This is a genomic window from Streptomyces sp. HUAS MG56, assembly GCF_058673395.1.
The window spans coordinates 4,529,396-4,541,740 of record NZ_CM178722.1; the positions used below are offsets into that span (position 1 = coordinate 4,529,396).

13 protein-coding genes are annotated in these 12,345 nt (G+C 71.5%); 5 read left to right on the top strand and 8 right to left on the bottom strand.

What is annotated here, in order from left to right:
* Positions 1-11: 11 nt before the first annotated feature.
* Positions 12-617 carry a DUF2017 domain-containing protein gene (locus AC4OXY_RS21500; protein ID WP_356036860.1) on the bottom strand — a complete coding sequence of 202 codons (606 nt, stop codon included), beginning with the start codon at positions 615-617 and terminating at the stop codon, positions 12-14.
* A gap of 13 nt (positions 618-630) precedes the next feature.
* The gene (gene clpS / locus AC4OXY_RS21505; protein ID WP_356036862.1) at positions 631-948 is read right to left on the bottom strand and encodes an ATP-dependent Clp protease adapter ClpS; all 318 of its coding nucleotides are present in this window, start codon (positions 946-948) and stop codon (positions 631-633) included.
* Positions 949-1,006: 58 nt separating this feature from the next.
* Here clpS and AC4OXY_RS21510 point away from each other — a divergent pair, with 58 nt between their 5' ends.
* Both AC4OXY_RS21510 and AC4OXY_RS21515 read left to right on the top strand, forming a co-directional pair.
* Positions 1,007-2,353, top strand: a complete 1,347-nt coding sequence (locus AC4OXY_RS21510; protein WP_356036864.1) for a nicotinate phosphoribosyltransferase — start codon at positions 1,007-1,009, stop codon at positions 2,351-2,353.
* Between the two features lie 104 nt (positions 2,354-2,457).
* Entirely contained in the window at positions 2,458-3,051 is a 594-nt protein-coding gene (locus tag AC4OXY_RS21515; RefSeq protein WP_356036866.1) for a nicotinamidase, read from the top strand.
* Between the two features lie 19 nt (positions 3,052-3,070).
* Here the strand turns inward: AC4OXY_RS21515 and AC4OXY_RS21520 are convergent, their stop codons facing one another.
* Together AC4OXY_RS21520 and AC4OXY_RS21525 are read right to left on the bottom strand one after the other, a co-directional pair.
* Complete coding sequence (locus AC4OXY_RS21520; protein ID WP_356036868.1) at positions 3,071-3,388, bottom strand: hypothetical protein; 318 nt, start codon at positions 3,386-3,388, stop codon at positions 3,071-3,073.
* Positions 3,389-3,509: 121 nt separating this feature from the next.
* Entirely contained in the window at positions 3,510-5,873 is a 2,364-nt protein-coding gene (locus tag AC4OXY_RS21525) for an immune inhibitor A domain-containing protein (RefSeq protein WP_491994451.1), read from the bottom strand.
* A 305-nt stretch (positions 5,874-6,178) separates the two neighbouring features.
* Between AC4OXY_RS21525 and AC4OXY_RS21530 the strand changes: the two genes are divergently transcribed.
* On the top strand, positions 6,179-6,418 hold the full coding sequence (locus AC4OXY_RS21530; protein WP_071372259.1) for a hypothetical protein: 240 nt from the start codon (positions 6,179-6,181) through the stop codon (positions 6,416-6,418).
* An 88-nt stretch (positions 6,419-6,506) separates the two neighbouring features.
* On the opposite strand, the gene AC4OXY_RS21535 is transcribed toward AC4OXY_RS21530, so the two are convergent.
* The gene (locus AC4OXY_RS21535; protein WP_356036872.1) at positions 6,507-7,151 is read right to left on the bottom strand and encodes an RDD family protein; all 645 of its coding nucleotides are present in this window, start codon (positions 7,149-7,151) and stop codon (positions 6,507-6,509) included.
* 84 nt (positions 7,152-7,235) lie between these two features.
* The gene (locus AC4OXY_RS21540) at positions 7,236-8,783 is read right to left on the bottom strand and encodes an RDD family protein (RefSeq protein ID WP_491994452.1); all 1,548 of its coding nucleotides are present in this window, start codon (positions 8,781-8,783) and stop codon (positions 7,236-7,238) included.
* A 234-nt stretch (positions 8,784-9,017) separates the two neighbouring features.
* On the opposite strand from AC4OXY_RS21540, the gene AC4OXY_RS21545 reads away from it, so the two are divergent.
* Positions 9,018-9,431 carry an SsgA family sporulation/cell division regulator gene (locus tag AC4OXY_RS21545; protein ID WP_356036876.1) on the top strand — a complete coding sequence of 138 codons (414 nt, stop codon included), beginning with the start codon at positions 9,018-9,020 and terminating at the stop codon, positions 9,429-9,431.
* A gap of 56 nt (positions 9,432-9,487) precedes the next feature.
* On the opposite strand, the gene AC4OXY_RS21550 is transcribed toward AC4OXY_RS21545, so the two are convergent.
* A complete protein-coding gene (locus tag AC4OXY_RS21550) occupies positions 9,488-10,903 on the bottom strand; it encodes an FAD-binding oxidoreductase (RefSeq protein ID WP_491994453.1) in 1,416 nt (471 codons plus the stop codon).
* A gap of 92 nt (positions 10,904-10,995) precedes the next feature.
* Here AC4OXY_RS21550 and AC4OXY_RS21555 point away from each other — a divergent pair, with 92 nt between their 5' ends.
* Positions 10,996-11,199 carry a hypothetical protein gene (locus tag AC4OXY_RS21555; RefSeq protein ID WP_362821277.1) on the top strand — a complete coding sequence of 68 codons (204 nt, stop codon included), beginning with the start codon at positions 10,996-10,998 and terminating at the stop codon, positions 11,197-11,199.
* Here AC4OXY_RS21555 and hppD read toward each other — a convergent pair.
* Positions 11,196-12,341: a 4-hydroxyphenylpyruvate dioxygenase gene (hppD, locus tag AC4OXY_RS21560; RefSeq protein WP_356036882.1), complete on the bottom strand. Its 1,146-nt coding sequence runs from the start codon at positions 12,339-12,341 to the stop codon at positions 11,196-11,198. The two genes, AC4OXY_RS21555 and hppD, sit on opposite strands and share 4 nt — an antisense overlap.
* Positions 12,342-12,345: the final 4 nt, after the last annotated feature.

Below are 12,345 nucleotides of genomic sequence, written 5' to 3' on the forward strand. Positions count from 1 at the left end.
GAGCGGGCATATCAGGGCATCAGGGTCGTCACGAGGGTCTCCTGGAGGCCGCCGAGCCACAGGTAGGCCATCACCATCGGCTTGCGCGGGTCCTCGTCCGGGAGCCGGTAGAGCAGGTCGGTGTCGTCCTCGTCGGTGATCTCCAGCCGGGAGCCGATCGCGAGGCGCAGGTCGTTCAGGGCGCCGAGCCACTGCTTCGACTCCTGCGGCGCCAGCTTCAGCACCGCCCCGCCCTCGTCCACCGGGGCGAGCGCGTCGAGGGCGCGGATCACCGCGAGGGCGTTCTCCCGCTTGCCGGCCCGCAGGTCGTTCTCGGTGTAGCGGCGGAACTCGGCGGAGTGGGCCCGGCGCTCCTCGGCCTCGGCGGGCGAGTCCGGGACCTTCTCGGGGTCGCTGTAGGCGTCCGGGAAGAGCCGGCGCAGCACCGGGTCGGCGGGCGGCTCGCTGGGCCCTTCCGCGAACAGCTCGGCGAGCGGGTCCTCGGGGGCCTCGGCGCCGGGGCCGGGGCCGATCAGCTCCAGGAGCTGGACGGCCAGCGACCGGATGATGGAGATCTCGACGTCGTCGAGCGCGACGGCCGCGCCGCCGCCGGGAAGCGGTTCGAAATGTCCGGGCATCTGAAGGGGTTCGCTACTTCCGGTCCTGCTGGAGGGTGGCCCACAGACCGTATCCGTGCATCGCCTGCACATCGCGCTCCATCTCCTCGCGTGTGCCGCTGGAGACGACCGCCCGGCCCTTGTGGTGGACGTCGAGCATGAGCTTGGTGGCCTTGTCCTTGGTGTAGCCGAAGTACGACTGGAAGACGTACGTCACATAGCTCATGAGGTTGACCGGGTCGTTGTGCACGATCGTGACCCAGGGGACGTCGGGCTCGGGTACGGCGAAGACCTCCTCCGCCGACTCGGTGCGTTCGATCTCTACGGGCGCGGGTGACGTCACAGAGCCCATGCTGCCACGGCGAGGAAAAATCGTCACACCGACGAAAAGGGGTGTAGCATCCATGGCCATGAACACAGCGGACCTTGGGCTGCCGGTGGACGTTCCCTCGACGGCGCTCTTCACTGACCAGTACGAGCTGACCATGCTCCAGGCGGCCCTGAAGGCCGGTACGGCCGAACGGCGGAGCGTGTTCGAGGTCTTCACCCGGCGGCTGCCGGACGGGCGCCGCTACGGCGTGGTGGCGGGCACCGGGCGCGTCCTGGACGCGGTGGAGAACTTCCGCTTCGACCCGGACGTCCTCGGCTTCCTGCGGGAGCGGAACATCGTCGACGAGCGGACCCTGGCCTGGCTCGCCGACTACCGCTTCGGCGGTGACGTGTGGGGCTACCCCGAGGGCGAGGTGTACTTCCCCGGCTCCCCGCTGCTGCGGGTCGAGGGCACCTTCGCCGAGTGCGTGCTGCTGGAGACGGTGATCCTCTCCATCCTCAACCACGACTCCGCCATCGCCGCGGCCGCCTCCCGCATGGCCTCGGCCGCCGGGGACCGCCCGCTGATCGAGATGGGCGCCCGGCGCACCCACGAGCTGGCGGCGGTGGCCGCGGCCCGCGCGGCGTACGTCGGCGGCTTCGCCACCACCTCCGACCTGGCGGCCGGCTTCCGCTACGGCATCCCGACCGTCGGCACCTCGGCCCACGCCTTCACCCTCCTGCACGACCACGAGCGCGACGCCTTCCGGGCCCAGGTCGACACCCTCGGCCGGGGCACCACGCTGCTCGTGGACACGTACGACGTCGCCGAGGCCGTCCGTACGGCCGTGGAGGTGGCCGGACCCGAGCTGGGCGCGGTCCGCATCGACTCCGGTGACCTGCTGCTCGTCGCGCACCGGGTGCGCCAGCAGCTGGACGAGCTGGGGGCGGCCGACACCAAGATCGTCGTCACGTCCGACCTGGACGAGTACGCCATCGCCTCCCTCGCCGCCGCTCCCGTGGACGCGTACGGCGTCGGCACCCAGCTGGTGACCGGCTCCGGGCACCCGACCTGCTCCATGGTCTACAAGCTGGTCGCCCGCGCCGAGTCCGGCGACCCGAAGGCGCCGCTGGTGCCGGTCGCGAAGAAGTCCAGCGGCGGCAAGACCTCCATCGGCGGCCGCAAGTGGGCGGCGCGCCGGCTCGACGCGGACGGGGTCGCCGAGGCCGAGGTCGTCGGCACGGGCCCGGTGCCGCCGGAGCTCGCGGACCGGCAGCTGCTGGTGCAGCTGATCAAGGGCGGGGACGTGCTGGGCCGCGAGCCGCTGGACGTCCCCCGCGGCCGGCACATCGCCGCCCGCGCGAATCTCCCGCTCTCCGCCACACAGCTCTCCCGAGGGGAACCCGTCCTTCCGACGGAGTACCTCACGGAGCGCTCGGGTAGCTAGGCCCTGTCGTCACATTCCCGTCCGCCCCCGCGTCCGCCCCCTCCCGTCCGGGCCCGGAAGTCTCTAGGCTCGGTTGATTAACCGACAGTCGAAGGACACCCACCATGCGCCGCGCCTTGATCGTCGTAGATGTGCAGAACGACTTCTGCGAGGGGGGCAGCCTCGCGGTGTCCGGCGGCGCCGACGTCGCCGCCGCGATCACGGAGCTGATCGGCCAGGCGGCCGGGAGCGGATACCGGCACGTGGTCGCCACCCGCGACCTCCACATCGCCCCCGGCGGCCACTTCGCCGACGACCCCGACTACGTCCGCTCCTGGCCCGCGCACTGCGTCGCGGGCACGGAGGGCGTCGGCTTCCACCCGAACTTCGCCCCGGCCGTCGCCTCCGGGGCGATCGACGCGGTCTTCGACAAGGGCGCGTACTCGGCGGCCTACAGCGGCTTCGAGGGCAGGGACGAGAACGGCGTCCCCCTGGCCGACTGGCTGCGCGAGCGCGCCGTCGACGAGGTCGACGTGGTCGGCATAGCGACCGACCACTGCGTCCGCGCCACCGCCCTGGACGCCGCCCGCGAGGGCTTTCGCACCCAGGTCCTGCTGGACCTCACGGCGGGCGTCGCCGGGGAGACGACGGAGCGCGCGCTGGAGGAGCTGCGGGAGGCGGGCGTGGAGCTGACGGGCAAGCCGGTCGTCAGCGGCTAGACCCCGCTCCCCCGCGCGGCTACGCCACCGCCGATCTGCGAAGAAGTGCCCTGATCGGGTGCCACAGCTCGGTCACGATGACACCGTTGTCGGCGGGGGCCGTCCGCCATATCAGGCCGTCGGGGTGGTGCAGGACCGCCGTGATCTCGTCCGGGGTCGGCGGGGCGGCGTTGCCCCGTAGATAGATCGCGCGCAACCCCAGGTTGCGCAGCCTGGTCAGGGCGCGCGCCCGGTTCTGGGCGTGCACGAGTACGCGCACCCCGGCGGAGTCGTAGGGCAGGTTCAGTGCCACCACGACCGTGCCGTTCGGCAGCTTGGTGAAGCCTCCAGCGGCCATGCCGTCAGATCCCCGTTCCGGTCGGTGTCAATAAGCGGTCCACAGGACGCACCTAAACACGATCGGCGGCAACCCGCCAAGGGTTTGCCGCCGATACGCGCCTGACCTGCATAAATGCCGACTACTTCACCGCGGGACCGACTTCCAGCTCGATCGTCGAGCCGTTTCGGGCCTGCTTGGTGATCTTTATCCTGGTGTTGGTGTCAGTGACCTTGACACCGCCGGTCGGGTTCGCCGGGTCGTAGTAGGTGCCGGTGTGGTCGTCGAAGACCGGCACCCCCTTCTGCGACTTGATCCTGGTCGCGACGCCCGACTGGTGCAGCGTGATCGCGTCCGTCGGCTCCAGCGTGAAGGTGGAGTCGTAGGCCTGCATCCGGTTGCGCAGCAGCGTGCCGTCGGACCAGCGCAGCGCCTTCGGGTGGGCGTCGACCGGCAGGATCAGCCCGGTGCCCGGGTGGGCGTTCGCGTTGGTGTTGTTGTCCGCCTGGGAGGTGTCCCACTTCCAGATCAGCAGACCGTTCTGGTACGGGTAGTGCTCCACCCAGTCGGGGCGGCCGGTGTTCTGGTAACCGAAGTTGTACGGGCCGGACTTGAGGGTCCTGTCGTACGACACGTACTGCCGGTTCTCGGCGAGGTAGTACTGCTTGTAGTCCTTGGTGAAGGACGCGCCGATGCGGGAGAAGCCGGAGGCGGTCCAACCGGCGTCCGCGGACTCGGCGTTGTCGGAGAACAGGGGCGTGCCGTCCGCCGTGACCGTGATCTCGTCCGCCGCGAAGCCCTTCAACGCCACGCCGCCGTCGGTCTGGTAGCGGAAGCGCAGGTCGATCTTCTTGCCCGCGTAGGCGTCGAGGGAGTACGACAGCTTCTTGTACGCGTCGGCCGTGCCGGTCAGCGCGGGCTTGCCGGAGCCGTCGCGCGGGACGGCCTGGCCGTCCACCGTGCCGTCCAGTGCGGTCCAGTTGGCGCCGCCGTCGGTGGACACCTCGGTGTAGAGGTAGTCGTAGCCGTTCTCGATGTCGTACCAGCCGTCCAGGCTCAGGGTGGCCGAGGCCCTGCCGGTGAGGTCGACGGAACGGGTCAGCGTGTTCTTGAGGTTGTCGCCGCTGCCGCTCCACCACTGGGAGGCGCCCTGCGCCGGGGTGACGACCTCGGTCGTGACCGCCTTGTCCGGCAGCGAGACGACCACCGCCTGGCGGTACTTGGTGTTGTACTCGGCGTAGCCCAGCTTGTGCCAGGAGGAGACGCCGGCCTTGGCGGTGTCGTAGTTCAGCCAGCCCAGCTGGAGCTTGTCCCAGGCGTTCAGGTCGCCGGGCAGGTCGCCGATGGCCTCCTTGCCGGTGCCGAGCCAGGAGCCGGAGGACATCAGGGTCCAGAATCCCGTGGAGTTGTCGCCGCCCGCGGTGTCGTACTCGTCGGGCAGGCCGAGGTCGTGGCCGTACTCGTGGGCGAAGACGCCGAGGCCGCCGTTCTCCGGCTGGATGGTGTAGTCGCCGACCCAGATGCCGGTGTCGCCGACCTGGGCGCCGCCGAGCTTGTTGCCCGCCGGGCCGGTCGCGCCCGCGTCGGTGCCGAAGGCGTACCAGCGGTGGGCCCAGATCGCGTCGGTGCCCTGGGCGCCGCCGCCCGCGGACTCGTCCTCGCCGGCGTGCACGATCTGGAAGTGGTCGACGTAGCCGTCGGGCTCGTTGAAGTTCCCGTCGCCGTCGTGGTCGTAGCGGTCCCACTGGTCGTACCGGGCGAGGTCCTTCTTGATGTCGGCGTCCGACTTCCCGGCCGCCTTCGCCCCCGCGACCCAGGCGTTCAGACCGTCGCTGACCACGTTCCACACGCTCGGGCAGTTGGTCGAGCCGCAGGCGTTGTTGCCGTAACGGGCCTCGTTGTAGGGGACCTTGACCCAGTCCGCGACCTCGCCGTCGACCGAGTAGCGGCCCGAGGACTGCTTCTCGTAGTACTTCTTCAGCGACTCGGTCGTCCTGCCGGTGCCGAAGTAGAGGTCCTGGTAGTGCTTCCGGCCGTAATCCGCCTGCCAGGCCGTCGAGTTGTCCTTCGTACGGTCGGGCGCGGCGATCGTGTTGTGCAGCGGGCCCGCGGTGCCGCCGTACTTCGGGTCGGTCCGGTCCCCGAACTCCACCAGGATCGTGAAGATCCTGTCGGTCTTCTCGCGGCTCAGCTCGACGTACTTGCCGTCGCCCTTCTTGCTCCCCAGTTCCACGACCTTGGAGCCGTCACGGTCCTTCGCCTTGGCCTTGCCCGCGATCAGCTGGTTCAGGGCCTCCTGGCGCTGAGCCCTCTGCGTCTTGCTGAGCGGGCCGTCGAGGTCGTGCGCCTGCTGCTTCACCGGGGCCGGGTCGTGCCGGTGGGCGGCGGCGGTGCGGGCCGGCCGGGTGGCGGCCTCCGCGACGGCGAAGGTGGCGAACGTGGCGGAGGCCGCCGCCAGCGTCACGCCGATCGCGGCCGCTCTGAACGTCCAGGATCTGCTGGTCACTTGAGTTCCTCCCCTGCGTCTGTCCGACGCATGTCAAGTGACGTAATTTGACTAGAGGTTTAGAAGAAAAGACAGATCTTGACTCGCTCAGGCCGTGTGCACTATGCGGAGCTGACGTTCGCTTTACGCACCTGCAAGCGGACTATGCCTCCACCCCATGACTCCGTGCGCCCCCTGTGCACCGGAACCGTGGGTTAGGTCACGCTTACCAGCCGTCCCCCTCGGGCATGCACGCGGAGAGAGTCGAACGGCACCCCACCTGTTCCCCCGACAATCCCCCGAAGACTTCCGAGGACACGATTGCCATGCCTCGTCCGACCGCCGCACAGCTCGCCTACGGTTCCTGCACCGTGATCTTCTCGACGCTCGCCATGCTGCTGCTGTCCCAGACGAGTTCGGGCCTCGGGATCACCGTCATCGCCCTCGCGGCCCTGGCCCTCGGGCTGCTCGTCGCGATGACGGTGCCGCTGCCGAAGGCCCGCGCGGCCGTGGCACCGGCCGACCCCGTCGAGCCCGCACCCCAGGAAGAGCCGGTCTCCCTGTGAGGGACGGACACGAGAGCGGCGGGCTCGTGACAGCTCACGAACCCGCCGCTCTCGTGTCGTGTCCACCGCACCCGGTCTCGGCGCCCCGTCAACCCGTGCTGACCACCACCGTCTTGGCCGCCTTGTCGTGCAGACCCTGCTTGTACGGCTTGTCGAAGTAGCTCCAGCCGCCGCAGATCGCGGTCCAGACGCAGGCGCAGCAGAACGCGAACGGCACCCACAGCACCAGGGAGCGGATCAGCATCGTCTGCACGGACGGGGTGGCACCGTCGTCCAGGTTCGCCACCCGCATGCCGAGCCACTTCTTGCCGAGGGTCTGGCCGTACTTGCTCATCATGAAGGTGTCGTACGCGATGTAGAGCACGGCGCCGATGAACGACTGCCCGACGGACTTGCCGACCTCGACGTGATCGCCGTTGATGTTGTACTCGCGCACCCCGAACGCCCAGGTGAGCAGCCAGACGACGATGCCGACGAGGATCATGTCGAGGATCCGCGCGAGGGTGCGCCGGGCGCTGTCGGCCAGCGGGGGCATGCCGGCCAGCGGGTCGGCGGGGTAGCCGCCGTAGGGGCCGCCGCCGTACGGTCCGCCGCCGGCCGGCGGAGGCGGCTGGGCACCGCCGTACGGGGTGTCGTACGGCGAGCCCGGCCCCTGGTCCGACGGGGGCCGCTTCCTGAACGGGTCGTCCTCGGGGGGCTGCTCTCCGGAGCCGGGGGGCGGTTCGCTGCTCATGGCCCGAGTGGATCGCGAACACCCCGGCTCCGCACCCGGCGGGCGGCCGTACGGAGTAGCCCCTCGCGTACGCCGGCCGGTACGTCAGCCGGCGACGAAGGTGTGCGCCGCCTTGTCGTGCCAGCACTGGTGCCAGGGCCGGTCGAACAGGCACCACAGCACGCCCACGATCCCGATGCCGAGCAGCCCGGGGATGCTGTAGACGAGCCAGCGGCGCAGCGCCGGGCCGAAGGCCGGGGGCTCGTGGGCCTCGATGTCGCGCACCTCCAGGCCCAGCGCCCGCTTGCCCAGGGTGCGGCCCCACTTGGCGGTCGGCACCACCTCGTAGGCAACGCCGGCGAGGAGGAGCACGGCGAGCACGATGCCGAGGCTGGTGGCGGTCGTGCCGTCGAGCAGCCAGACAGTGACCTCACGGCCGGACAGCCTGGCCGCGTCGATCTTCTGCTGGACGTGGTCGGCGGCGCGCAGGCCGAGCGGTACGGCGGCGGTCGCCGTCACGGCGAGCACGATCAGGGTGTCGATCAGCCGGGCCGCGAGCCGCTTGCCGACTCCGGCGGGCCGGGCCGCGGCCTGGCGGCGCGCGGCCGCCTGGAAGACGTCCTCCACCGGCGGCTTCCACGGCGCCATGGGCTGCTCGTCCCCGCCCCCGGCCAGCTGGTGCACCTGCTGCGCCCAGGAGGCCTGGCCGCCGCCCGGCCCGCTGGTCAGCGGGGTGCCGGGGCCGCCGGCGGGAGCACCGCCCTGCGCCGGCACCGAGGGGGCGACGGCGGCGGGCGCCTGGGCCTGCTGGGCGGCCTGGGGCGGCTGCGGCGGCTGAGCGGCCGCGGCACGCGCGGCGGCGGCCTTGCCCGCACCGAATCCGGGGCCCTCGGCCGGAGAAGGCGCGGCGGCGGGCGGGGTGGCCCGGCCGACGGGCCCCTGCGGGCCGAAGCCGCCCGGGGCGCCGGCGGAGTTCGCCGTACCGGCGCCGGGCCCGGCCTGGCCCGGCACGAAGCCCGCACCCGGCCGGCCGGCGGCGGGCGCTCCGGGGCCGGAGGTCTGCGGGCCAGGGGTCTGCGGGCCGAAACCGGAGCCCGCCCCGGCGTCCGGAGCGGCGGCCGGCCGGTCGCCCGGCCTGCCCTGGCCCGGTACCGGGCGGAACGTCATCGTGCCCTCGTCCCTGACCGCGGCGGGGCCGGGGACCGGGCGGCGGAAGATGAAGGTGCCGCCGGGGTCCGGGCCGTCGTCCTGCGCCGGCGGGTTCGAGGCCGCGTCGGTAGGGCCGCCCGGCCCGCCCTGCCCCGCCGCCGGGACCCTGGGATCGGCGCCCCACGGGGTACGCCCGTCACCGGCGCCCGCCCCGCCCTGCACCCCGCCCGCACCGCCGCGCTGCCCCTGCTGCTGCCCGGTGGGCGCGGGCTGGGGGTCCTCGTCGAAGAAGTGCGGCCCCGTCTCCTCCACGGCCGGGGCCGGGGTCACCGGGCGGACGCCCGGGGGAGGGGTGAGCGGCTCACCGTCGTGCGGCGCCGGGCGGCTGGTGCCGGGCACCCAGGAGGCGCCGTTCCAGTACCGGACGTAGCCGGGGATGGACGGGTCCGGGTAGTAGCCCTCGCGGGGCCGGTCGTCACCTGGGGCCGGGGTTGGGGCGCTCATGTCCGTCGTCCCGTATCTGCTCGGGGGTGTGCTGAAGGCTCCACATCTATCAGACCGGGGCGGCCCGCAGCGCCAGTCCCGCTCGACCGAACCCCTTCCGGGCAACGCCGGACCCGGCTCTCACAGATCCCCGGAAAGAATTTCCCAGAACCCGCGTAATGGCGCGGCCCCTGCCCTCTCTCCCCCGGTGCGGGCCCGTTCCGAGGCCCCCGGCAAGAGAAGAAGGGCAACGTCATGCATCACACCGTGGTGGAGCGGGAGCTGGAGCTGAAGCTCATCCTGTCGCCGGAGCGCAGCATCCCGGTCCCGGCCCGGCTCGCCTACCGCTCCGACGATCCGTACGCCGTCCACATCACCTTCCACATCAACTCCGAGTCCCCGGTCAACTGGACGTTCGCCCGCGATCTGCTGGTGGAGGGGGTGTTCCGGCCGTGCGGGCACGGGGACGTGCGGGTGTGGCCGACGAAGGCCGACGGGCGCAGCGTCGTGCTGATCGCGCTCAGTTCGCCGGACGGGGACGCGCTGCTGGAGGCGCCGATCCCGCAGGTGTCGGCGTGGCTGGAACGGACCCTGACGGCGGTGCCGCCGGGGACGGAGGGCGAGCAGCTGGGCATCGACGACGCCCTCGACCAGCTGCTCGCCCAGTGAGCCCGGCGAACCCCGCCGGCCCGGTCGGCCCGGCCGGCCGACGGGGGACCGGGGGCTCAGAACAGCTTGCCCGGGTTGAGGATGCCCAGCGGGTCGAAGGCGTGCTTCACCGCGCGCTGCATCTCCACCCCGACCGGGCCGATCTCCCGGGCCAGCCACTCCTTCTTCAGTACGCCGACGCCGTGTTCGCCGGTGATGGTGCCGCCCAGCTCCAGGCCGAGGGCCATGATCTCGTCGAAGGACGCGCGGGCCCGCCGGGACTCGTCCTCGTCCCGGGCGTCGAAGCAGACGGTGGGATGGGTGTTGCCGTCGCCGGCGTGCGCGCAGACGCCGATGGTCAGGTCGTACGTGGCGGCGATCCGCTCGACGCCTTCGAGCATCGCGCCCAGCCTGGAGCGGGGCACGCACACGTCGTCGATCATCGTCGTGCCCTTGACCGCCTCCAGCGCGGTCAGCGAGAGCCGCCGGGCCTTCAGGAGGAGTTCGGACTCGGCGGCGTCCTCGGCCGGGACGACCTCGGTGGCGCCGGCGGCCTCGCACAGGGCGCCGACGGCGGCGAGGTCGGCGGCCGGGTCCGGGGTGTCGAAGGCGGCCAGCAGCAGCGCCTCGGTGGTCTCCGGCAGACCCATGTGGGCGAGGTCGTTGACCGCCTTGACGGTCGTACGGTCCATCAGTTCGAGGAGGGAGGGGACGTGGCCTCCCTCCATGATCCGGCAGACGGCGTCGCAGGCCGCCGCGGCGGAGGGGAACTCGGCGGCCAGCACCAGCTGCCGCGGCGGCTTCGGCTTCAGCGCGAGGACGGCCCGGACGACGATGCCGAGGGAGCCCTCGGAGCCGACGAAGAGCCGGGTGAGGTCGTAGCCGGCGACGCCCTTCGCCGTGCGGCGGCCGGTGGACATCAGGCGGCCGTCGGCCAGCACCACGTCCAGCCCGAGCACGTACTCGGCCGTGACGCCGTACTTCACACAGCACAGGCCGCCGGAGGCCGTGCCGATGTTGCCGCCGATGGTGCACATCTCCCAGCTGGAGGGGTCCGGCGGGTAGTACAGGCCGTGTTCCTCGACCGCGCGGGAGAGCGTGGCGTTGACGACGCCCGGCTCGACCACCGCGATCCGGTCGACGGGACTGATCTCCAGGATGCGGTCCATCCGGGTGAGGGACAGCACGACGCAGCCGTCGGTGGCGTTCGCGGCGCCGGACAGACCGGAGCGGGCGCCCTGCGGGACGACGGGGACGCGCAGCTCGGTCGCGACGCGCATGACGTGCTGCACCTGTTCGACGGTGCGGGGCAGGACGACGACGGCGGGGGCGCCGGCCGGGCAGAAGCTCGCCATGTCGCGGGCGTAGGACGCGGTGACGTCGGGGTCGGTCAGGACGGCCTCGGCGGGCAGGCCGGCCAGGAGCCGGTCGGTGAGGTTGCTCGTCTCTGCGGTGTCTTCGGAGCGAGGGGCTTCGATACGGCTCATGATCACAGCGTGACACTCACGGCCATCGGTGTGAACCCCGTCCCGACCCCCCTTGGGCCGCCCGGATGTGCTCGTCGTACTGACGCACAGTGAGCGCCATGGACAACCGACTGACCATGCCGGGTACGTACCGGGTGTTGTTGCTGGCTCTGCCGGCGGCCGGTGTCGCCGTGGCCGCGGTGCTGACGCTGCTGCCGCAGGAGCGGCCGCACATGGTGGTCCGCGCGCCGGCGCGGGCGGCGCTGCGGGTGCTGACCGGCGTACCCGGTCAGCACCCGCAGGGGCGCCCTGTACGGGACTAGAGGTTGCCCCGCTTCTCCTGCTCGCGCTCGATCGCCTCGAACAGGGCCTTGAAGTTGCCCTTGCCGAAGCCCATCGAGCCGTGCCGCTCGATGATCTCGAAGAAGACCGTCGGACGGTCCTGGATCGGCTTGGTGAAGATCTGCAGCAGATAGCCGTCCTCGTCGCGGTCGGCGAGGATCTTCAGCTCGCGCAGGGTGTCGATCGGCACGCGGGTGTCACCGACCCACTCGCCGAGGGTGTCGTAGTAGGAGTCCGGGGTGCCGAGGAACTCGACGCCGGCCGCGCGCATGGTGCGCACGGTCTGCACGATGTCGTTGGTGTTCAGCGCGATGTGCTGGACGCCCGCGCCGCCGTAGAACTCCAGGTACTCGTCGATCTGGGACTTCTTCTTGGCGATGGCGGGCTCGTTGATCGGGAACTTCACCTTCAGGGTGCCGTCCGCGACCACCTTCGACATCAGCGCGCTGTACTCGGTGGCGATGTCGTCGCCCACGAACTCCTTCATGTTCGTGAAGCCCATGACCTTGTTGTAGAAGGCCACCCACTCGTCCATCCTGCCGAGCTCGACGTTGCCGACGCAGTGGTCGATGGCCTGGAAGGTGCGCTGGGCGGGCTGGGCGACCATCGGCCGGGCGGCGGCGTAGCCGGGCAGGTAGGGGCCGTCGTAGCCGGTGCGCTCGACGAGGGTGTGGCGGGTCTCGCCGTACGTGGCGATGGCGGCGAGGACGACGGTGCCGTGCTCGTCCTTCACCTCGTACGGCTCGGCGAGCGAGCGGGCGCCGTGCGCGACGGCGTAGGCGTGGGCGGCGCGGGCGTCCGGAACCTCGATGGCCAGGTCGATGACGCCGTCGCCGTGCTCGGCCACGTGCCGGGAGAGGAACTCGCCCCAGGGGGTGCTCGGCTTGATCACCGAGGTGAACACGAACCGGGCGGAGCCGTTCTCCAGCACGTAACTGGCGGTCTCGCGGCTGCCGTTCTCCGGTCCGGAGTAGGCGACCAGCTTCATGCCGAAGGCGGTGGAGTAGTAGTGCGCCGCCTGCTTGGCGTTGCCCACGGCGAAGACGACCGCGTCCATTCCCTTGACCGGGAAGGGATCGGCCTGCCGGGCGGTGTCGGGGGTCTGGTGTGTGGTCTGCGTCATGGCG